23 protein-coding genes are annotated in these 20,827 nt (G+C 62.6%); 8 read left to right on the top strand and 15 right to left on the bottom strand.

The window, feature by feature from the left end; all coding sequences use genetic code 11:
* Positions 1-53: 53 nt before the first annotated feature.
* Positions 54-1,268 carry a GNAT family N-acetyltransferase gene (locus FJ964_RS00820; protein WP_140548343.1) on the top strand — a complete coding sequence of 405 codons (1,215 nt, stop codon included), beginning with the start codon at positions 54-56 and terminating at the stop codon, positions 1,266-1,268.
* 158 nt (positions 1,269-1,426) lie between these two features.
* The gene (locus FJ964_RS00815; protein WP_140548341.1) at positions 1,427-1,858 is read left to right on the top strand and encodes an HIT family protein; all 432 of its coding nucleotides are present in this window, start codon (positions 1,427-1,429) and stop codon (positions 1,856-1,858) included.
* A gap of 200 nt (positions 1,859-2,058) precedes the next feature.
* On the opposite strand, the gene FJ964_RS00810 is transcribed toward FJ964_RS00815, so the two are convergent.
* Positions 2,059-2,700, bottom strand: a complete 642-nt coding sequence (locus FJ964_RS00810) for a chloramphenicol phosphotransferase (RefSeq protein ID WP_140548339.1) — start codon at positions 2,698-2,700, stop codon at positions 2,059-2,061.
* A gap of 116 nt (positions 2,701-2,816) precedes the next feature.
* Between FJ964_RS00810 and FJ964_RS00805 the strand changes: the two genes are divergently transcribed.
* The 3 genes from FJ964_RS00805 to FJ964_RS00795 all read left to right on the top strand — a co-directional run bounded on the left by FJ964_RS00805 (position 2,817) and on the right by FJ964_RS00795 (position 5,870).
* Positions 2,817-3,491 (top strand): response regulator transcription factor, encoded by a 675-nt coding sequence (locus FJ964_RS00805; protein WP_140548337.1) that lies wholly within the window; start codon positions 2,817-2,819, stop codon positions 3,489-3,491.
* Complete coding sequence (locus FJ964_RS00800) at positions 3,491-4,816, top strand: HAMP domain-containing sensor histidine kinase (RefSeq protein WP_140549360.1); 1,326 nt, start codon at positions 3,491-3,493, stop codon at positions 4,814-4,816. Before FJ964_RS00805 ends, FJ964_RS00800 begins: the two co-directional genes overlap by 1 nt.
* 193 nt (positions 4,817-5,009) lie before the next feature.
* The gene (locus FJ964_RS00795) at positions 5,010-5,870 is read left to right on the top strand and encodes a DUF3313 domain-containing protein (RefSeq protein ID WP_224713317.1); all 861 of its coding nucleotides are present in this window, start codon (positions 5,010-5,012) and stop codon (positions 5,868-5,870) included.
* Positions 5,871-5,927: 57 nt separating this feature from the next.
* On the opposite strand, the gene clpA is transcribed toward FJ964_RS00795, so the two are convergent.
* The 3 genes from clpA to FJ964_RS00780 all read right to left on the bottom strand — a co-directional run bounded on the left by clpA (position 5,928) and on the right by FJ964_RS00780 (position 9,331).
* Entirely contained in the window at positions 5,928-8,396 is a 2,469-nt protein-coding gene (gene clpA, locus FJ964_RS00790; RefSeq protein ID WP_140548333.1) for an ATP-dependent Clp protease ATP-binding subunit ClpA, read from the bottom strand.
* A gap of 6 nt (positions 8,397-8,402) precedes the next feature.
* Entirely contained in the window at positions 8,403-8,732 is a 330-nt protein-coding gene (gene clpS / locus FJ964_RS00785) for an ATP-dependent Clp protease adapter ClpS (protein WP_027051901.1), read from the bottom strand.
* Positions 8,733-9,001: 269 nt separating this feature from the next.
* Complete coding sequence (locus tag FJ964_RS00780; protein WP_140498728.1) at positions 9,002-9,331, bottom strand: phasin family protein; 330 nt, start codon at positions 9,329-9,331, stop codon at positions 9,002-9,004.
* A 282-nt stretch (positions 9,332-9,613) separates the two neighbouring features.
* On the opposite strand from FJ964_RS00780, the gene FJ964_RS00775 reads away from it, so the two are divergent.
* Positions 9,614-11,047: a D-alanyl-D-alanine carboxypeptidase gene (locus FJ964_RS00775; protein WP_140548331.1), complete on the top strand. Its 1,434-nt coding sequence runs from the start codon at positions 9,614-9,616 to the stop codon at positions 11,045-11,047.
* A 47-nt stretch (positions 11,048-11,094) separates the two neighbouring features.
* Here the strand turns inward: FJ964_RS00775 and FJ964_RS00770 are convergent, their stop codons facing one another.
* The 3 genes from FJ964_RS00770 to FJ964_RS00760 all read right to left on the bottom strand — a co-directional run bounded on the left by FJ964_RS00770 (position 11,095) and on the right by FJ964_RS00760 (position 14,054).
* Entirely contained in the window at positions 11,095-11,793 is a 699-nt protein-coding gene (locus FJ964_RS00770) for a DnaJ domain-containing protein (protein WP_181172324.1), read from the bottom strand.
* A 350-nt stretch (positions 11,794-12,143) separates the two neighbouring features.
* A complete protein-coding gene (locus FJ964_RS00765; RefSeq protein WP_140548329.1) occupies positions 12,144-12,581 on the bottom strand; it encodes a DUF1489 family protein in 438 nt (145 codons plus the stop codon).
* Between the two features lie 69 nt (positions 12,582-12,650).
* Positions 12,651-14,054, bottom strand: coding sequence for an L-serine ammonia-lyase (locus FJ964_RS00760; protein ID WP_140548327.1), 1,404 nt, complete (start codon positions 14,052-14,054; stop codon positions 12,651-12,653).
* Between the two features lie 175 nt (positions 14,055-14,229).
* Between FJ964_RS00760 and FJ964_RS00755 the strand changes: the two genes are divergently transcribed.
* A complete protein-coding gene (locus tag FJ964_RS00755) occupies positions 14,230-14,949 on the top strand; it encodes a DUF599 domain-containing protein (RefSeq protein WP_140548325.1) in 720 nt (239 codons plus the stop codon).
* Here FJ964_RS00755 and FJ964_RS00750 read toward each other — a convergent pair.
* From FJ964_RS00750 to FJ964_RS00725, 6 genes are all read right to left on the bottom strand, one after another.
* The gene (locus tag FJ964_RS00750; protein ID WP_140548323.1) at positions 14,922-15,719 is read right to left on the bottom strand and encodes a YdcF family protein; all 798 of its coding nucleotides are present in this window, start codon (positions 15,717-15,719) and stop codon (positions 14,922-14,924) included. The two genes, FJ964_RS00755 and FJ964_RS00750, sit on opposite strands and share 28 nt — an antisense overlap.
* Positions 15,720-15,746: 27 nt before the next feature.
* Positions 15,747-17,312, bottom strand: coding sequence for an amidase family protein (locus FJ964_RS00745; RefSeq protein ID WP_140548321.1), 1,566 nt, complete (start codon positions 17,310-17,312; stop codon positions 15,747-15,749).
* Positions 17,312-17,770 carry a GNAT family N-acetyltransferase gene (locus FJ964_RS00740; protein WP_140548319.1) on the bottom strand — a complete coding sequence of 153 codons (459 nt, stop codon included), beginning with the start codon at positions 17,768-17,770 and terminating at the stop codon, positions 17,312-17,314. The genes FJ964_RS00745 and FJ964_RS00740 overlap by 1 nt, the downstream gene beginning before the upstream one ends.
* Positions 17,771-17,777: 7 nt before the next feature.
* On the bottom strand, positions 17,778-18,065 hold the full coding sequence (gatC, locus tag FJ964_RS00735) for an Asp-tRNA(Asn)/Glu-tRNA(Gln) amidotransferase subunit GatC (RefSeq protein WP_027044576.1): 288 nt from the start codon (positions 18,063-18,065) through the stop codon (positions 17,778-17,780).
* Between the two features lie 88 nt (positions 18,066-18,153).
* On the bottom strand, positions 18,154-18,570 hold the full coding sequence (locus FJ964_RS00730) for a hypothetical protein (RefSeq protein WP_140548317.1): 417 nt from the start codon (positions 18,568-18,570) through the stop codon (positions 18,154-18,156).
* Positions 18,571-18,609: 39 nt separating this feature from the next.
* Positions 18,610-19,305, bottom strand: coding sequence for a metal-dependent hydrolase (locus FJ964_RS00725; protein ID WP_140548315.1), 696 nt, complete (start codon positions 19,303-19,305; stop codon positions 18,610-18,612).
* 123 nt (positions 19,306-19,428) lie between these two features.
* On the opposite strand from FJ964_RS00725, the gene ruvX reads away from it, so the two are divergent.
* Positions 19,429-19,935: a Holliday junction resolvase RuvX gene (gene ruvX / locus FJ964_RS00720; RefSeq protein ID WP_140548313.1), complete on the top strand. Its 507-nt coding sequence runs from the start codon at positions 19,429-19,431 to the stop codon at positions 19,933-19,935.
* On the opposite strand, the gene FJ964_RS00715 is transcribed toward ruvX, so the two are convergent.
* Both FJ964_RS00715 and FJ964_RS00710 read right to left on the bottom strand, forming a co-directional pair.
* Positions 19,853-20,194, bottom strand: a complete 342-nt coding sequence (locus FJ964_RS00715; protein ID WP_140548311.1) for a DUF6105 family protein — start codon at positions 20,192-20,194, stop codon at positions 19,853-19,855. The genes ruvX and FJ964_RS00715 overlap by 83 nt on opposite strands.
* Positions 20,194-20,742, bottom strand: a complete 549-nt coding sequence (locus FJ964_RS00710) for a hypothetical protein (protein WP_140548309.1) — start codon at positions 20,740-20,742, stop codon at positions 20,194-20,196. The genes FJ964_RS00715 and FJ964_RS00710 overlap by 1 nt, the downstream gene beginning before the upstream one ends.
* Positions 20,743-20,827: the final 85 nt, after the last annotated feature.

Raw genomic sequence — 20,827 nt, 5'->3', positions numbered from 1 at the left:
AGGGTGCCTAGAACGTGACTTGTAGCGGTCCGGATGGAGCTTAAATAAGCCTCATGGATCAGGGCGACGACGGCGACGGGCAAACGGTTGATGCGGAGTATGCGATCCGCATTGCGGCGGGCATCGGCGCCTTCACCTGCGAAGAGTGGAACGGTTTCGCGGGAACCACGCGCAGTGATGCCGAAAACGGTTATAACCCCCTCGTTTCATATGCTTTTCTGAGCGCACTCGAGGATTCCGGCTGCGCCGTGCGGCGCACCGGCTGGCAAGGTCATCATCTCAGGCTGGAGAATGGTCAAGGCACGCTGCTCGGCGCGGTCCCCTGCTATCTCAAATCACACAGCCAGGGCGAATATGTGTTCGATCACGGCTGGTCGGATGCCTTCGAGCGCGCCGGCGGCCGTTACTATCCCAAGCTGCAATGCTCGGTACCGTTCACGCCGGTCACCGGCCCTCGCCTGCTGGTGAGCGGGGGCCAGGATCCCAGCACCGTCAAGGCCGGGCTCGCCGCGGGATTGAAGGCGGTGACGGAAAGGCTCGGCGTCTCTTCCGCTCATGTTACCTTCGCGCAGGAGAGCGACGTGGACGTGCTGGAGGCGGCGGGCTTCCTGCATCGCACCGACCAGCAGTTCCACTTCGTCAACGAGGGCTTCTCGACCTATGACGATTTCCTCGCCACGCTCGCCTCGCGCAAGCGCAAGGCGATGAAGAAGGAGCGCCGCGAGGCGCTTGCCGACGGCATCTCCATCGACTGGCTTACCGGCAAGGGCCTTACCGAACGGGCCTGGGACGACTTCTTCGCCTTCTACATGGACACCGGCAGCCGCAAATGGGGCCGGCCCTATCTGAACCGCGAATTCTTCTCGCTGATCGGCGAGCGCATGGCCGACGACATCCTGCTGGTGATGGCCAGGCGCAACGGCCGCTATATTGCCGGCGCCATCAACTTCATCGGCTCGGATGCGCTCTACGGCCGCAACTGGGGCTGTATCGAGGATCATCCCTTCCTGCATTTCGAGGTCTGCTATCACCAGGCCATCGACTTCGCCATCGAACGCAAGCTGAAGGTGGTCGAGGCGGGCGCACAGGGCGAACACAAGCTGGCGCGAGGCTACCGGCCGGTGATCATGCATTCCGCGCATTACATCGCACATCCCGGCCTGCGCAACGCCGTCGCCGACTATCTCAGGCGCGAACGGCGCGAGGTTGAACGCATGGGCGAATACCTGGAAGAGCACACACCGTTCCGCAAGGACCTCGAGGAGTAGGGCATCCCACGAGGCAGGAGCATATGTCAGGTTCGGTATCCCTTGGGTTGGCAGTGCACGCCTGTCGGGATCGGCTTCATCGATCTCGCCCGATCGTCTTGCCGCTCACGAGAGGCTTCGCTACACCAACTGGCGAGGCACAATCCGGAGCGTTCGCCATGGCCGAAACCGCCTATGACACCGACAACATCTTTGCCAAGATCCTGCGTGGTGAAATTCCCTCGCACCGCGTCTACGAGGACGAAGCGGTCGTTGCCTTCATGGATGTGATGCCACAAGGGCCAGGCCATACGCTGGTGGTGCCGAAGGCGCCGTCGCGCAATCTGCTCGACGCCGATCCGGCAACGTTCGGCCCGCTTTTCACCGTCGTGCAGACGGTGGCGGTCGCCGTCCGCAAGGCATTCAACGCCGATGGCGTCACCGTGATGCAGTTCAACGAGCCGGCCTCCGGGCAAACCGTCTATCACCTTCACGTCCATGTCATTCCACGCTTCGAAGGCATCGCGCTGAAGCCCCATACGGGCCAGATGGAGAAACCCGAGGTGCTGGCCGAGAATGCCGGCCGGATAAAGGCCGCCTTGCTATCATGAAGCCTGGCTTCCAGCGGTTCCCAGCAACTGCGACCGTCTGGGAAGGTTACGCAGTTGCGCATCGAAAACCATGGATCCGAGCCGCCAGGACATCAGCGTGATCGCCATTCCGCCGAACACATCAATCAGATTATGCCCGCCATGGATGAGGATCGGGCAGCGCGGCTGAGATTCATTCTCATCGCTCGCTTGGCGCGCGATCAGGACAGCTTGTTTGCGGAGAACGCCGAAAGCCTCTCAAACGCCGTCGGAGGCTCTACATTTTGCCTGAGCCGCCGGCGGATCGCATCCGCACATTGTGCTGGCGTCAGAAGCGATGTGTCCACTTCCAGATCATACACGCCGGGCCGGTGTACCTCCTCCTGCCACAGACGCACCGCCAACGGTACGGGATCGTCAGGCGACCCGGTCACATATCCCCTCCCCGCCGGACTGGCGGCACGCCTCTGCAGGATGATTTCAACCGGGCAGCGGACACCGACAAACAGAACCGGCAGGCCTGCGGGGCGCCGGGCGCAATCGACAAGGCAATCAAGGGGTTGCGAATAGCTGTCGTGATGGCCGAGATCGGCCACGATATTCAACCCCACCCTGCTGTGGGCGGCGATCGATTCGTAGAGCGCGGCATAGAACCGAGGCACGAGACCCTCGAGATCCGGGCGCTCGCCGCCGGGCCGCAAACCTATCCCCGGGCGACAGCGCAGCGGTGTGACCTGCTCATAGATGTCGACTCCCAAATTCATCCATAGGCCCTCGAAGCTCTTCTGAACTGCCTGGACGATGCTTGATTTCCCCGATCGCGGTGCGCCGTTGAGGATGATGATCTGGCCTGGTCCGGACATAAAATTCCCAATCTCATGGAAATGAGCGCGCGCAGCCATCTGGCGAACGGCTGTTGTTCGCAATGCTGCTGTAATCCTGACGGATGACAAGGGCGCCGGCGAGACGTGGACGTGCAATGCGGGTTCTGTTGATCGAGGACGAAAGAGAAATGGCTGACGCGCTCACCAGGGCGCTTGGCAAACAAGGCGTTGTCGTCGATCACACCGTGCTCCTTGGCGATGCTATCGAACTGTCGCGCCAGCACGTCTATGAGGCAATCCTGCTCGACCGAACATTGCCGGATGGAGAGGGACTGAGCTTCATTCCCAGGCTGCGGGCGGCAGGTGTCGATGCGCCGGTGATCGTCCTGACGGCACGCAATGAGCCAAGAGAGCGCATTGAGGGGCTCGATGCCGGCGCCGACGACTATCTGGGCAAACCATTCCTGATCGATGAACTGATGGCGCGGCTGCGGGCGGTGTTGCGCAGGCCAGCAGCCTTGGCGGAGCCGCGGATCACCGTTGGCATGGTCACCATCGACCCGCTGAATTTCAGCGTGACGGTCGGGTCCAGCCCCGTCGATATACCGAGACGCGAACTGTCCGTCCTGCTCGCCCTGGCAAAGCGGCGCGGAAAGACTGTCATCCGCTCCACGCTGGAAGAAGCCGTCTACAACTACGAGGACGAGATCCAGTCGAACGCCATCGACGCCCATATTTCGCGCCTGCGCAAAAGGCTGACGGATGCCGGCGCTGGGGTGGCCATCCACAACATCAGGGGCGTCGGTTATCTCCTCAGGGAAGTAAGATGATGCAGCGGGGCGCCTCGCTGCGATGGACGTTGATCTGGCAGCTCAGCGTCGTTCTGACGTCAGTTGTTGCCGCCGTCATTGTCGGCCTGTGCTTCTACGGAAAAAGGGTCCTTTCGCCCAACGTGGCCCTGGAGCACAGGCTCACCGCTGCCATAGCCGAATCCATCAAACTCGGCCCTCGGCGAAATATCGAGATCCAGGACAGGCCGAGCCTGACCTCGCTCAAGCAGGAGAACAAGAACCTCTGGTATGTCATTGTCACAGCTGACAGCAGGTCGGTCTCCTTTGGCGCCATACCGTCGGTCTATCTCGACGTCGCGCGCAACGTGCACCTCTTTCACGATGCCGACTTGCGCGGCGTCGACGGCACGGACGAGATCGCATCGATCGAAGAGTTTGATACGCCAGCCGGCGAGATGCGGATGCTGTTCGGCGGAAATTCCGGCAATGACTCGGTTCTGGTCGCACTGATAAAAGAGGTGAGACGGATATATGTGCCTCTGCTGGCCCTCGCCCTGCCGGCGATATTCCTTAGCGTGCCCCGGATTGTCCGCCGCGCCCTCACCGGCCTGAGCGACGTCGTTGGCAAGGCGATGGAGATCGAGCTTCGCAGCCAGGGCGCTCGCCTTCCAACCGAAGCCGTTCCGCGCGAAGTCGTGCCGCTGGTGGCGGCATTCAACGGGGTTCTGGAGCGTCTCGAGCGCGAATTTCAAAAGCGCCAACGTTTCCTGGTCGATGCCGCCCATGAGCTTCGCACCCCCATTGCAATCATGCAGACGCGGATCGAGGGAATGGAATATGGCCAGGATCGCGAACGCCTGCTGCAAGATGTCGCCCGGCTTGGCGAAACCGCCGAACAACTGCTCGATTTCGAGCGCAACGACCAGAACAGGGAAAATTACGGGACAGTCGATCTCGTCGATATCGCGAGAACCGTCGTGGCCGACCTTGCGCCGCTTGCGATAGCGGCCGGCTACGAGATCTCCTTCCTTCGCGAAATCGATGGATTGGAGCGCCAGGGCAACCGTCCCGCGCTGGTTAGGGCGATAACCAATCTGGTCCGCAATGCCATCGAGCATGGGGGAAATCGCGGCATGATCTCGGTGTCCGTCACCGCCGATGGGCAGATCACCGTGGCCGATCAGGGCCAGGGGATATCGCTGGACCAGCAGGAGCTCGTCTTCGAGCCGTTCTATCGCACCACGCCGCGCAGCACCGGCGCCGGACTGGGGCTGGCTCTCGTCAGGCAGATCGTCACCAATCACGGCGGGCACGTGGCGGTCGACAGCGGGAGCCACGGAACGATGTTCCGCATCCAGATGTGACCGAGACCAGGGCACGCTGCACGGGCAGATCAGACGATGCCATTCGTCTGACGATGGATGTCCAAGCCGCGTAATGTTGCTGTAATTCAGTGACTTCAGGACTCTTCCCGTCGATCAACAAGGGAAGGCCCGACGACCAATGCTCAACACTGTAACACCTAGACCACGCGCCGCGGCCACGTGGTCGGCCCGGATGCTGCGATTGAAGATTGCTTGTATCGGGCTGTCTCTGGCGCTTGCCGGTTGCAGTTCCGTTCCCCTCAAGGAGGCAGGAACCTTGACCTCCTACAATCAGCTCGGCCCGGCAAAGGGCAAGTTCAACAAATCACGTACGTTCGTGGATGCCAAAGCACTGGGGAGCATCAGATCCGTCAGCATCTCGCCGACCGTTTTTTCCCCGAGCGCCGCCTCCCGTGTCAAGGAGGCTCGGGATCGCGCTCTGGTTCTCAACGCACTCGACCGGGCTATGTGCGTCGCGCTGAGCGACAAATACCAGGTGGTCCCTGCCGGCCAGCCTTCGGATCTGACCGTCAAGACCGTGATCGCCGACCTGGTGCCTACGGACAAAATCACTGCGGGCGTCTCCAAGGCGGTTTCTCTGGGCAGCAGCGCCGTGCTGCCGGTTTCCATTCCGCGCCTTCCCCTGGGTTTTGGAGGGCTCGCGGTCGAGGCGGAGGCACTTGACCGGAACGGCACGCAACGCGCAGCCATGGTCTGGTCCCGCGGAGCGAACTCCTTTACCACCGAGGCCAGGGTCTCAGAGATCGGCGATGCGTACAGTCTGGGCGCTACTTTCGGAGACGACTTTTCGCGCATGCTCGTCACCGGCAAGGCGCCATCGGGATGGCATATCTCGATACCGTCGGGTCAACGCATAAAATCGTTCCTCGGCGGCAAGCCGAAATACGCGGCCTGCGAGGTCTTTGGCCGCGCGCCCGGGCTGTTCGGCATGGTCGGCGCCAAGGTGGGAGCACCACCGTCCTGGACGGACAAATCAGCCAAAACCCGCCCAACGCCGCTTGCTGTCCAGGGGCCGCCGGCAACGCTTCAGTGATCGTCCTGTCCCAACAAAAAAGCCCCGTTTCCGGGGCTTTTTTCGAGGGAGTGCCTATCAGCTCTTGCGCGGCAGTTGCGGCACCAGGCTGCGCTTGCCGCCGTCCTTGCCCTTGGGCTCGGGCTTCTGCGCGACGGCCTTCTTGGCTGCCGGCTTCTTGGCCGCTGCCTTGCGCGGCTTGGGGGCGTCTTCCGGTTCTTCCTTCTTGGGCTTCACCGGTGCCTCGTCGGCGAGCGATTCGAGCTTCAGGCCGGTCTCGCCGGTTTCCTTCTTCTCGACGCTGACGCGCACCGTGCCGCCCTTCTTGAGCTTGCCGAACAGCACTTCGTCTGCCAGCGGCTTCTTGATGTGCTCCTGGATGACGCGGCCGAGAGGACGCGCACCCATGCGCTCGTCATAGCCCTTGTCGGCGAGCCAGGCGATCGCCTCCGGCGACAGGTCGAAGGTGACGCCACGCTCGGAGAGCTGGGCCTCCAGCTGCATGACGAACTTCTGCACCACCTGATGGATGACCGGCACCGGCAGCGAGCCGAACGGGATGATCGCATCGAGACGGTTGCGGAACTCCGGCGTGAACAGCCGGTTGATCGCCTCGACATCGTCGCCTTCGCGCTTGGTCGAACCGAAGCCGATCGCCGCGCGCTGCGCATCCGACGCGCCCGCATTGGTGGTCATGATCAGGATCACATTGCGGAAGTCGATCTGCTTGCCGTTGTGGTCGGTCAGCTTGCCATGGTCCATCACCTGCAACAGGATGTTGAACAGGTCCGGATGTGCCTTCTCGACCTCGTCCAGCAGCAGCACGCAATGCGGATGCTGGTCGACGCCGTCGGTCAAAAGGCCACCCTGATCGAAGCCGACATAGCCGGGAGGCGCGCCGATCAACCGCGATACGGTGTGGCGTTCCATGTATTCCGACATGTCAAAACGGATCAGCTCGACCCCGAGCGACGCAGCCAATTGCTTGGCGACTTCCGTCTTGCCGACGCCGGTCGGACCCGAGAACAGGTAGGAGCCGATCGGCTTCTCCGGTTCGCGCAAACCGGCACGCGCCAGCTTGATCGCCGAGGTCAGCGCGGTGATGGCGGTGTCCTGGCCGTAGACGACGCGCTTCAGCTCGATGTCGAGCCCCTGCAGCACCTTCTCGTCGTCGGCCGAAACAGTCTTCGGCGGGATGCGCGCCATCGTTGCGATCGTCGCTTCGATCTCCTTGATGCCGATGGTCTTCTTGCGCTTGGCCTCCGGCACCAGCATCTGTGAGGCGCCGGTCTCGTCGATGACGTCGATCGCCTTGTCCGGCAGCTTGCGGTCGTTGATGTAGCGCGCCGACAGCTCAACCGAAGCCTTGATGGCTTCCGTCGTGTAGCGGACCTTGTGGAACTCCTCGAAATAGGGCTTCAGACCCTTCATGATCTCGATGGCGTCCTCGATGGTCGGCTCGTTGACGTCGATCTTCTGGAAGCGACGTACGAGCGCGCGGTCCTTCTCGAAGAACTGGCGGAACTCCTTGTAGGTGGTCGAACCAATGCAGCGGATCGCCCCCGAAGACAGTGCCGGCTTCAACAGGTTCGACGCATCCATGGCGCCGCCCGACGTCGCACCGGCGCCAATGACGGTGTGGATCTCGTCGATGAACAGCACAGCGCCCGGATAATCCTCGAGCTCCTTGACGACCTGCTTCAGCCGCTCCTCGAAATCGCCGCGATAGCGCGTGCCGGCCAAAAGCGTGCCCATGTCGAGCGCGAAGATGGTGGCGTTGTGCAAGACCTCCGGAACATCACCTTCGACGATGCGCTTGGCGAGGCCCTCGGCGATCGCCGTCTTGCCGACGCCGGGATCGCCGACATAGAGCGGATTGTTCTTGGAGCGGCGGCACAGCACCTGGATGGTTCGGTTGATCTCGGACTCGCGCCCGATCAGCGGATCGATCTTGCCGGCCTTGGCCTTGTTGTTGAGATTGACGCAATAAGCGGTCAGCGCGTCCTGCTGCTGCTTTTTCTTGCCACCTTCCTCTTGCGGCTCGGCGCCGTTCGCGCCGCCCTGCTCGTCATCGGCCCCGCGCGGCGAACGCGTCTCCGACGCGCCCGGACGCTTGGCGATGCCGTGCGAGATGTAGTTGACCGCGTCGTAACGGGTCATCTGCTGTTCCTGCAGGAAATAGGCGGCATGGCTCTCGCGTTCGGCGAAGATGGCGACGAGCACGTTGGCGCCCGACACTTCCTCGCGGCCAGACGATTGCACATGGATCACCGCCCGCTGAATGACGCGCTGGAAGCCGGCGGTCGGCTTGGAATCCTCGTCATAGCCGGTGACCAGATTGTCGAGCTCGGTGTCGATATAGGTCAGAACAGTGTGCTTCAACTCGTCGAGATCGACATTGCATGCACGCATGACGGCGGCGGCCTCGGTGTCGTCGATCAGGGCGAGCAGCAGATGCTCAAGGGTTGCATATTCATGGTGCCGCTCGTTGGCGAGCGTCAGCGCTTGGTGAAGCGCCTTTTCCAGGCCTTGGGAGAAAGCCGGCATGTTACCTCACTTCTTCTCCATCACGCATTGCAGCGGATGCTGATTTTGTCGGGCGAAATCCATGACCTGGGACACTTTGGTCTCGGCCACCTCGAATGTATAGACCCCGCACTCGCCCACTCCATGATTGTGAACATGAAGCATGATGCGTGTGGCGGCTTCGCGGTCCTTCTGGAAAAAACGTTCCAGCACGTGAACCACGAACTCCATCGGTGTGTAGTCGTCGTTCAGGATGAGGACCCGATAGAGGCTGGGTTTCTTGGTCTTGGTCTTTGTGCGCGTGATGACCGCCGTGCCGCGGCCAGCCTCATTGCCGTCGCCGCTGCCGTTCTGCATCCGTGCCCTGGTGGCAGTCAAACCGATCGTCACGTAATCCTGCCTCTTTCGAATCCTCATGTGAGTTCGACATGTAGGTGTTCGATGGACGATTTTAAGCCCTTCTGGTTAGCTGACAATATGGCTAGGTGCCCAACTTGGCGGATTTTCGCAATCGTGAAGGCGAGCCAGGCCCCTGATCGGAAATTGACACGAAAAAACCCGGCCGCGCTTGCGCGGCCGGGCTCTGTCTGGGCCCAATGGGCCAAATCTCGGTACTGCCGGACGAATTATTTCGCCTTGGCAACGATCGATTCGAACGGCTTATAGGCTTCCTTGGCGAGTTCGGCATAGAGGTCGCCGATCTTGGTGGCCTCGGCGACGAACGCCTCATAGGACTGCTTGGCATAGTCGGACTGGACCTCGATCGCCTTGTCGAGCGACTTGGCCGAGACAATCTTCTCGAAAGCGGCGCTGCCGGCCTCGAAGCTCTTCTTGGTATATTCGCCGGCCTCGGCCGCAATTGCCTGCGCGCCCTTGGACAAGGAGGCAAAGCTCTTCAATCCGGTGTCAGCGAACTCCTTGCCGTATTTGCTGAAGTCCTCGTAGGTCTGCGTCATTTCAATTCTCCCTGGACGGTTGATGCGCCCTGCCCCGAGCGCCTTGTGCAATGCACCCGAATATATTGTGCGGCGCACAAAAGTCAAGAAATCGCCTGCTTCTGTCCCAGCCGGCGGGGGCAATGGCTAAAATTCGAATAAAGAGAGGATCAAACCACCAGAAAATGGTGAACGCGGCGGTTACCATAAACGGATTGGTAACGCTGGCTCGATAGCTTGCCGGAAGCGAGGCAGGATCCCTTTGCCGCCTCCAGCGCAACAAGAAATTCAAAGGAACTATCAGTGCGTCAGGCGTTGTCGGGCATCGTTTCCAAATCCGTGTCCCCTTTCAAAACGATCATGATCATCGCCGCGGCGATGACCATCGTCGTTGCAGGTGCGGCCTCGTCGCTCGCCGCGAAGTCCGCGGCCATCGTGGTCGACGCCAAGACCGGCAAGGTGCTCTACTCCTCGGATGCCAACGCCCGGCGTTATCCAGCCTCGCTTACCAAGATGATGACGCTTTATTTGACTTTCGAGGCTCTGGCCAAGGGCAAGATCAGCCGGAACTCGCCGGTCGTCTTCTCGGCTCATGCCGCGGCAGAGCCGCCGACGAAGCTTGGCGTGAAGCCGGGCGGGTCGGTGGCGGTCGAGACCGCCATCCTGTCGATGGTGACCAAATCGGCCAATGATTCGGCCACCGCGCTCGGCGAAATGCTCGGCGGCAACGAGACCAACTTCGCCCGCATGATGACTGCCAAGGCGCGGCAGCTCGGTATGAACGGTACCGTGTTCCGCAACGCCAACGGCTTGCCCGATCCCGGCCAGTTCACCACTGCGCGCGACATGGCAACGCTCGGCATCGCGCTGCGCGAACATTTCCCGCAATATTACGGCTATTTCTCGCAGCGCTCCTTCCTCTATGGCCGCCAGCGCATCAACGGCCACAACCGCCTGCTTGGACGCATCAAGGGCGTCGACGGCATCAAGACCGGTTACACCCGCGCTTCGGGCTTCAACCTGGTTTCGTCGGTTTCCGACGGCAACCGTCGCATTGTCGGCGTGGTCATGGGCGGCACCTCGGGCAGCAGTCGCGACAATCAGATGGCGGCCCTGATCAACACTTATCTGCCGCGGGCATCGACCCGGGGCGGCGGCGATCTGGTCGCCAAGGCCGATAGCGGCAACCCGGTGACGGCATTGGCCAAGGTGCTGTTGCCCAAGCACGACGCACCGACTCCGGACGAGAAGCCGGTGGCGGTGGCAAGCGCCGATGACGCGGCCGAAGCCGTTGCCGACGACGCGACGGTTGCCCAGGGCGACAGCGATGACGCCGACGATACCGCAGCCGCAGAACCCAAACTGGTTGTTCCGGCAAAGAAAGTGAAGACGGTTATCGTCTCCGCCCCCAAGGTCGCCACGGCACAGGTGGTGTCCGCTTATGCCGAGCCCGCGCCGGCCGTCGACCCGGTCAACACCGCGTCGGTGCCGTCGGGTTGGGCCATTCAGGTCGCCTCGTCGCCGAAACAGTCCGAAGCCCAGGCCTTCCTCGACAAGACCACCAAGCAGGCGCCCAAGGTGCTGGCTGATGCCTCCGGCTTCACCGTCGCCTTCGACAAGGACGGCGTCACCTACTACCGCGCCCGCTTCGGCGGCTTCGGCTCCAAGACCGCTGCCTGGAAGGCCTGCACCGCCCTGAAGAAGAAGAAAATAGAGTGCTACGCCGTCCAGCAGTAGGGACGGCGTGGAAGATATCTCCCGGAAAATTTCTGCGTCGAAGGAGACTAATCGTGATTGGAGAGCAAGACGTCCTTGGCTTCGTTGATCCGCGCCGCCAGGAAAGACGTGCCGCCGATATCGGGGTGCAGGCGCTGCATCAGGCGGCGGTGCGCCTTGCGGACATCCGCCGCGGCGGCCCCCGCTTCAAGACCAAGGACCTTGTAGGCCTCCTCCTTAGTCATGGCGCCCGGACCTGGCGCAATACCCAGCCCTTCGCCACCGTGCGCCTCAGCGTTTTTGCGCCAGACGGGAAATCTGCCGTCAAGATACGTCTCTAGCAGTTGCCGGCTCTCCGGGTCGCCGGAGAGTTCGCGAAACAGCTGCAGCAATTCGGCTCTGCCCATCGCACCAAGCATCTTGCCTTCATGGCGGCCTGCCAGCACAAGGCCTTCAAGGCCGCCTGTATCGTGATCGAGGTCCATTTCCAGCGCCGCTGTGCGTACGGTCGAGCGTCTTCGCGCCGGCATCACGGCTCGCCGGTTCAGCCGCATCGAGCCGTACCAGGCAATCGCAGCGAGCAGGATGATACCGCCAAGACCGCCGCGCCCGACCAGCAGCACGGCGCCGCCGACCAATGCCAGCAAAACCGGCCCAACCTTCCTCATGTCGCCCGCAAGCCTGCTCGGGTCGGCCCGCACGAAAGCCGTAGCCAGGCCCATCAGCACCAGCAGCAATGCGACGACAGCGATGATCGCGCCCATCATGTTCGGCTGCCCCGCAAATGGCCGACGATCAGCGGTATTTCCAGACTATTCCTGAACCTGCGCAAGCCGCCACCGTGCGCAGTTCCTGCGCCGCAATCATGACCTTGCGCAACGCATGGTCCGCATCCCACGCCGCGGCGCGATGTGGTGGGCGCGGATGCGTCAGATATCGAAACCGGATGGTTCCTGTCGCTCATGGTTTTCAAGATGTGGCGTTGTCGCGACGCTTGCAAGTCCAACGGACAGCAACATTGAGGGCCAGCAACCGCAGTCCGCCTATGCGGGCCGACCATGCCGCCAGATTGCCCGGAAGCAAGCCCATGGGCTGCTCGGAACAAGCCGATGGTGATTCAAAGCAGGCCCAGATCGGCGAGCTCGCGCCGGAGTTTCGGCGGCATTTCGACCTGCCCCGGCTTGCCCTTGCCGAGATCGGCAGGTGCATCCGATGGCTTTAGATAGCGCCAGCCCTGAAAGGCGCGGCGCGGCTGCCAGTCGGTGCGCACCACTTGCGGATCCAGCATCAGATGGCAGCGGCCGATGCCCTCGTCATCGGTGAACGGCCGGATCTCGGTGATCAACTGGCGGCATTGGACGCTGCCCTTGATCACCCAGTAGAGCGAGCCGCCGTCGATAATCTCATCGCCACGCGTCGGCACCATGCGGGTGGTGTGCCAATGCTCGGTTGGTTCGCCGGCACGGCGCCGCTCGTCGAGGCGGAACGCGATCCATTCTTCGAGATCCTCGACGCTGTCGCAGCCGACGCAGAGCTTTAGGAGGTTGAGAGCCATTGCCCAAGATTTAATCCGTCGCACGGATGCGTCAACGGCCTGAGCAAGTTCTCCACAGTGCCAGCGGGCTCAACACTCCACCACATTGACCGCCAGCCCGCCGAGGCTGGTCTCCTTGTACTTCTCGTTCATGTCGAGGCCGGTCTGGCGCATCGTCTCGATCGCCGCATCCAGCGGCACGAAATGGGTGCCGTCGCCCTTGATGGCAAGCGAGGCGGCCGTCACCGCCTTGACAGCGCCCAGCGCGTTGCGCTCGATGCAGGGCACCTGCACCAGCCCGCCGACCGGATCGCAGGTCATGCCCAGATGATGCTCCAGCGCGATCTCGGCGGCGTTCTCGACCTGTTCGGGCGTGCCGCCCATGACGGCGCACAGGCCGGCCGCCGCCATAGCCGAAGCGGAGCCCACCTCGCCCTGGCAGCCGACTTCGGCGCCGGAGATGGACGCATTGGACTTGATGATGCCGCCCACGGCGGCTGCCGTGAGCAGGAAATCGCGAATGCTGGGTTGGTCGGCCTCGGGATGGAAATGCAGCCAGTAGCGCAGCACCGCCGGCAGCGTGCCGGCCGCGCCGTTGGTCGGCGCGGTGACGACGCGCCCGCCGGCCGCATTCTCCTCGTTGACCGCCATGGCATAGATCGACAGCCAGTCATTGGCGAGCAGCGGATTGGGCCGGTTCTGCTGCCACTGCTCCTGCAGCTTGTCGTGCAATTGCCTGGCCCGGCGGCGCACCTTCAGCCCGCCCGGCATGATGCCGTCCTGCGACAAGCCGCGGTCGATGCAGCCTTTCATGGCACCCCAGATGGCGTCGAGGCCGGCGTCGAGCTCCTCGCGCGACATTTGTGTTTCCTCGTTGACCCGCTTCATCTCGGCAATGGAAAGGCCGCTTTTGCCCGCCATCTTCAGCATTTCGAGGGCGTTCTTGAAGGGATAAGGGACTTTCCTGCCCTCGGTCGTCACCGAACCCTTGGCTTTCATGCGCTGCAGCTCTTCTTCCGAAACCACGAAGCCGCCGCCAATCGAATAATAGATGCGCTTGAGCAGCAGGCGGTCGCCGGCGTCATAGGCATAAAACGCCATGCCGTTGGCGTGGCCGGGGAGCGGCGTCTTGCGATCGAGCACCAGATCGCTGGCCGGATTGAAACGGTAGGAAGGATGACCGGGCGGTGAAACGAGCTTGTCGGCGGTGATGCGAGCGACAATGTCGTCCGCCTGATCAGGGTCGACCGTCTGCGGCGTCTGGCCGGCAAGGCCGAGAATGACGGCACGGTCGCTGCCATGGCCGATGCCCGTATAGGCGAGCGAGCCGTGCAGGCTGGCGCCGATGCGAGCAACCTTGGCGCCGGCCGGACGCGGCCAGTCGTCTCCGGCGATCTCGTCGAGGAAACGGCGGGCGGCCGTCATCGGTCCCATCGTGTGCGAACTCGATGGTCCGATGCCGATCTTGAACAGGTCGAAAACCGAAAGGAACACGCGCCGCAATCTCCCGAAGCCGCTCTGGGACTACATATAGGAACTCCTGCGATGTTTCCGCTGTTTTGAACGGCGCGGCGCAGCGCCTGCCGACCTTGTTTGCTCCGGCAGCGACATGTCCGTCGATGCCGGCGGACGATCGAAGCAATCGCACTGGATGTGATAGGTTCCGCCAATGGGCGATTCCCTCGATCTTTCGACAGCCGATCTCGCGGCGTTGGCGTTCTTCCTCATTGCGTGGGTTCTGCATACGCTCGCCTCGGACGGCGTGCTGGTCAGTCGCATGTCGCTGACAACGGCGATGAATGCGCAGCGGCAAGCCTGGATGCGCAGGATGGCCGAGCGTGAGATCCGCATCGTCGACACAGCCATCATGGGCGGCCTGCAGCAAGGCACCGCCTTCTTCGCCTCCAGCTCCCTGATCGCGCTTGGCGGCTGCTTTGCCTTGCTCGGTGCCTCGGACCGCGTCCTCGAGGTGTTGAGCACACTGCCTCTGGGCGGCGCCCCGTCGCGCCCGGCTTTTCAGATCAAGGTGCTGGGACTGGTGCTGATCCTGGCGTTTTCGTTCTTCAAGTTCGGCTGGGCCTACCGGCTGTTCAACTATTGCTCGATCCTGATCGGCGCCGTGCCGATCCCGCATGGCGAGGCCTCGCGCAATCCGGTCACCGAGACGGCGGTGTGGAGGGCGGCGCAGATGAACATGCTTGCGGGCAAGCATTTCAACTCCGGCCTGCGCGGCGTGTTCTTTTCGATCGGCTATCTCGGCTGGTTCGTCGATCCGGTGGTGTTCGTGCTGTCGACGCTTCTGCTCCTGGCCGTTCTGGTGCGACGCCAGTTCTTCTCGGCGGCGCGCCGCGCCGTGATCGGTCAGCCGCCGGGTGCGGGAAAAGGCTGATCGATGCGGCCGGACAGCCAATAGGCGAACAGCCCGATCCATTCGCGCATCGCCATGGTCGTGGCCTGCAGCGAATCGGCTGGATTGTCGCGGAACAGGCCGATGCCTTCACGCCCCGACGTCCGATAGTCGACCGGCCACGGAACCGTGGCGAAGCCGGCCTTGTCGAACAGCGCCTTGGCGCGTGGCATATGGTAGGCCGAGGTGACCAGCAGCCAGGTTTCGCCCGGCTTCGGCGCTATCAAAGCCTTGGTGAAGACGGCATTCTCGTAGGTGTTGCGCGATTTGCCCTCGAGGATGAGGCGTTCCGGCGCCACGCCAAGCGCGCCGAGCAGGCGCGGCGCGGTAGCGGCATCGCCCTCGGCGTCGAGGAACAATTCGCCATTGCCGCCCGAGACGACCACCTTGGCATCGGGAAAGCGCCGCGCCAATACGGCGGTCTCCACCATCCGGTCGCCGCCACTGTTCAATTCATAACCGCCGCGCGCCAGGTTGATCGCGCCTTCGAAGCCGCCGCCGAGCACGACGATGCCATCGACCTTTTGCGGCAGCGGCGGGCGTGGAAAGCGTTCCTCCAGCGGGTCGAGCATCATGGCGCCGAGCGACGTCCAGGCCGAAAGCGCCAGAATCAGAAACGCCAGCCCGCCGCCGACGGCTGCCAGCCGTCGGCGGCCGAAGAATGCCGCGACCAGCCCCGCCAGCAGCAGGAAGATCGTCAGGTTGAGCGGCTGGATAAAGAACCAGAAGATTTTCGAAAGATAAAAGAACATCCCTCACCCCTCAGATGAGAAACGATCCTACCACCACTTCTCCGGCTGGAACGTGCCGGCCGCCTGTTCGATGACGGCGGCGGTCTGGAACAGCGTCTCTTCCTCGAACGGCCTGCCGATCAGTTGCAGGCCAAGCGGCAATCCCTTGGGGTCGAGGCCGGCGGGCACGGCGATGCCCGGCAGGCCCGCCATGTTCACGGTGACGGTGAAAATGTCGTTCAGGTACATCTTCACCGGATCGGAAGCCATGTCCTCGTCGGCGATGCCGAAGGCGGCGGATGGCGTCGCGGGTGTCAGGATGACGTCGACGCCGGCGGCAAAGACGTTCTCGAAGTCGCGCTTGATCAGATTGCGCACCTTCTGCGCCTGCAGATAATAGGCGTCGTAATAGCCGGCCGACAGCACATAGGTGCCGATCATGATGCGGCGCTTGACCTCGCGGCCAAAACCGGCGGCGCGGGTCTTTTCATACATCTCGACGATGTCCTTGCCGGGCACACGCAGGCCGTAGCGGACGCCGTCATAGCGCGCCAGGTTGGACGAGGCTTCGGCGGGTGCCACGATGTAATAGGCCGGCAGCGCGTATTTGGTGTGCGGCAGGGAGATGTCGACGATCTCGGCGCCGGCCTCCCTGAGCCAGGCAATGCCCTTCTGCCACAGCGCTTCGATCTCCTCCGGCATGCCGTCGACGCGGTATTCCCGGGGAATGCCGACCTTCATGCCCTTGATCGGCTTGCCGATCGCCGCCTCGTAGTCCGGCACCGGCCGGTCGACCGAGGTCGTGTCCTTCGGATCGACGGAGGCCATCGATTTGAGCAGGATCGCGGCATCGCGCACGTCGCGCGCGATCGGCCCGGCCTGATCGAGCGACGAGGCGAACGCAACGATACCCCAGCGCGAGCAGCGGCCATAGGTCGGCTTGATGCCGACTGTGCCGGTGAAGGCGGCCGGCTGGCGGATCGAGCCGCCAGTGTCGGTGGCCGTAGCGCCCGCGCACAGGAAAGCCGAGACGGCGGAGGCCGAGCCGCCCGACGAGCCACCCGGCACCAGATGCGCATTGTCCAGGGTGCGCGCGGTCCTGGTGCCGCCGGCCGAAACGAAGCCGCCATCGCCCTGATGCGTGGTCGGCATCACCATCGTATCGACGCGCGAACGCCGCCACGGATTGACCACCGGCCCGTAGTAAGACGTCTCGTTGGACGAGCCCATGGCGAACTCGTCCATGTTGAGCTTGCCCAGCATGACCGCCCCGTCGGCCCACAAATTGGAGGTGACGGTCGATTCGTAATGCGGCTTGAAGCCGTCGAGCACATGGCTGCAGGCCTGGGTGTGCACGCCCTCGGTGCCGAACAGGTCCTTGATGCCGAGCGGAATGCCTTCCAGCGCACCGCCCTCGCCCTTGACCAGCCTGGCGTCGGAGGCCTTGGCCATGTCGCGCGCCTTGTCACCCGTTACCACGACATAGGCGTTGAGCGCCGGATTGGCGCGCTCGATCGCCGCGAGATAGGCGTCGGCGATCTCGGTCGCGGTGATTTCCTTGGCGCGCAGCTTGGCGCGAGCCTGCGAAATCGTCAGTCGGGTCAGGTCGCTCATCAGGCAAGGCTCTTTTCGTAAAATACCGACCACTCGGAATCGGGATAATCCAGCACCGGGCCGCAACGCGAGAAGCCGGCACGTTCATAGACAGTCCAGGCGGCAGGATGGCGATCGCCCGTTTCCAGCACCAGACGCTTCAATCCTTCCTCGCGCGCCAGCGCTTCGACACGCTCCACGATCCTGGCGCCGATTTTCTGGCCGCGATGAGTGGGCCGCGTGTACATGCGCTTGACCTCGCCTATGGCACCATCATGGCGCTTCAGCGCCCCGCAACCGACGGCAAGACCGTCGTCGCGGGCGACGAAGACCGTGGTGTCCCGGCCGGCCATCTGCTCGACGGTCAGATGATAGCAGTGTTCCGGCGGCGTCAGTTCGAGCAGCGTCTCGTTGAGTTCCGCGACCAGGCCGCGCGCATCGTCCTGCAGCGGCGTCTCGATGGCGATTTCGATGGCCATCGGCCTGTTACTCCACGACCTTCGGCACGAGGAAGAAGTTCTCTTCGGTGGCTGGCGCGTTGGCGACGATGTCGGCCGCCTTGTTGCCGTCGGTGACGACATCCTGGCGCTTCTTCATCTCCATCGGAGTAACCGAAGTCATCGGCTCGACACCGGAAACATCGACCTCGTTCAGCTGTTCGACGAAGCCCAGTATGGCGTTCAGCTCGCCGGTCATGCGTTCGGCATCTTCCTCGCTCACCGCAATGCGGGCGAGACGCGCGACGCGCTTCACTGTCTTGACGTCAACGGACATGTTTGTGCCTCGGGAAAACCAGCCCCGGCCTATAGCGGCGCCGCGCGCGGCGCGCAACATGTGCATGCCCACAATCGGGCAAATGACCTCACGGCAGGGCCATGCCCTCGCACAGATAGTAGCTGCCGCTGTTGCCGCTCGCCTCGCTCTCGTCTTCGATGGGCCGGACGGAGACGAGATCGATCTGCGTCGGGCTCATCTGCGTCACCGAGAGCACGTCGGGAAAGACGTAGCCCGGCTCCTGGCAAATGGCCGTCACCGCCCAGCTTGGCGAGCGTGTCGCCTTACTGATCTGCAAGAACTCGCAATTGTATTCGACCCCCTGCAGGCCATGGGCCGACAGCACGATGTTGCCGGCATCGATCAGCGTCTGCAGGGTGTCTTTCCTGGCTTGTGCGCAGAGCTCCTCGGACTTGAGGTAGACCCCTTCGATGAAATCGTCCGCGGCAAACGCCGGCGACGCCGCAAACAGCATCGAAACGCAAAGAGAGTTCCTCAAACCCATGGTCTAATTCCGTTTTCAATTTATAGAATTTCTAGCGTGTTATAGCGTGACCGCCTCGCCGATCCCAGGCACGACGACATTCACGCCCGACCCCTCCATTCCGGCGACGAATTTGTCGGGCGTCTGGTCGAGCAGGCCGAAAGTCGCATAGTGGCATGGCACGGCGACATCGAACTTGAAATAACGGCGGCAGGCGAGAGCCGCGACGGCGCCTCCCATGGTAAAGCGGTCGCCAACCGGCACCAGGCCGATCTTCGGCTCATGCAGTTCGTTGACCAGCGCCATGTCCGAGAAGATGTCGGTATCGCCCATGTGATAGAGCGTCTTGTCGTCGTGGAAATGCAGGACCAGCCCGCAAGGATTGCCCATATAGATGCCGTCGCCATAGGACGAGGAGTGCAATGCCTGGACAAAAGTCGTCGTGAACGGGCCGCAATCTACCGTACCACCGGTGTTGCCCTGGTTGATATTGTTCTGGTCGACGCCCTGGCCGCCGAGATAGCCGCAGACCTCGGGATTGGCGACCAGCATCGCTCCCGTCTTCTTGAGGATCTCCAGCGCATCGCCGACATGGTCTCCGTGACCATGCGTCAAAAGAACGTGGGTGACACCTTCGGCCGGGCCTTCCCAACTTTTCTTCCAAAGCGGATTGCCGCTCAGGAACGGGTCCATCAGGATGCTTGCGCCCGCCACCTCGATCTTGAAGGCGGATTGTCCGTACCAGGTGAGTTTCATCGGCGAGTTCCTCGATTTTTGCTCCGTCGGAGGATAGAACGGCGTCAGCTCAAGAGCAAAGTGTTACGGTGTCCTCGCGTATTGAAAACGCCGCGACGGCACTGTCGGGTCAAAGGAAAACCGTTGGCTATCATTACCATCGAGGAATTGCCGGCACGGCTGGCCAGCGGCAGGACGCTTGCCGGGCTCGATCTCGGCGACAAGACCATCGGCGTCGCCGTTTCGGACCGTGGCTTTTCCTTCGCGCATCCGCGTCCTGTCATCATGCGACGGAAATTCTCGCTCGACGCGGCCGTGCTGCTGGATCTGCTGCAAAAGGAGAATGCAGGCGCGGTGGTGATTGGACTGCCGGTCAACATGGACGGCTCGGAGGGTCCGCGCGCACAGAAATCGCGCGCCTTCGTACGCAACATGGCCGCCTTGAGCGACCTTCCCTTCCTGCTGTGGGACGAGAGGCTGTCGACGGTAGCCGCCGAACGGACGCTGATCGAGATGGATTTTTCGCGCGCCAAGCGCGCCGGCAAGATCGATTCGGCCGCCGCCGCCTTTATTCTGCAGGGAGTTTTGGACCGGCTTCGCTCGCTCGGTGCAGCCGCTCGAACGGCACCTGAACCGCCGCCCGCCTCTTGATCCAGCCGATGATTTCACGGCGGCGGCGAAACGCCCAGATCGCCAGCAGCAGCAGGCCGTCGAATATACAGGCTCTTCCCACCATGCCGGGAATGATTGCCGGGTCGATGCCGAGCATCTGGCCGTAGAGTTGGAAGACGAAATCGTGCAACTGCCGGCTCAGCATGACGTAGCCGAAATTCATGTCGTTGAGCGACAGGTAGAACCAGCCCCAGAAAAGCGCCATCGGAGCCGCCCACAATGCGAAGATGTAACGCATCAGCGGCCTCCCTTCCGGGTCGGCTCGGGTCGGCCCGATATCAGCGAAAGCAGCGAATTGTGGGCTGCGGCCCTGGCCATGCTGTGCGCCGTGGCGTGGATTTCGACCTCATCCGATGCGGCCAGGGTGCGGCGCTCGGCAAGCATGGCGACATAGGAGGCCAGAAGTGCGGCCAATTGCACGGCGACGACCAGGAATAGCCCGTTGATGCCTTGCGCCGCGCCTCCGACCAGGATGAGCGAAAGCACGCCGGAAGCGCTGATGAAGGCGACGCGGGCAACGCTGTCGGCGCCCGGATTGCTGGCATTGTTGATCAGCGCCTCGACAAAGGCCCAGAAGAACAGCACCGCCACGACAAGCAGGGCCGTGGCCAGAGGCGCAACCACGACGACATTTTCGAGGTCGACGAAGCGGGCGCTCTCGATTGTCACGCCCAGCACGCCAAGCGCCCCGGCCACGCCGCGGTTTCCATCGATGCAGATGATCGCCAGCAGGGCGAAAACGATCGTCCAGTGCAAGGCGAGAAAAGAGGTCAATACCTGTCGCATCGTGATTCCTGCTTCGACAGGAATGACAGTGGGCTTTGCCGGCAGCCCTCGCAACGGAAACCATTTGTTAAGGTTAACGGCGCAG

The organism is Mesorhizobium sp. B2-3-2 (assembly GCF_006442295.1).
GTDB lineage: Bacteria > Pseudomonadota > Alphaproteobacteria > Rhizobiales > Rhizobiaceae > Mesorhizobium.
This window is presented reverse-complemented; position numbering and strand designations above follow the sequence as displayed.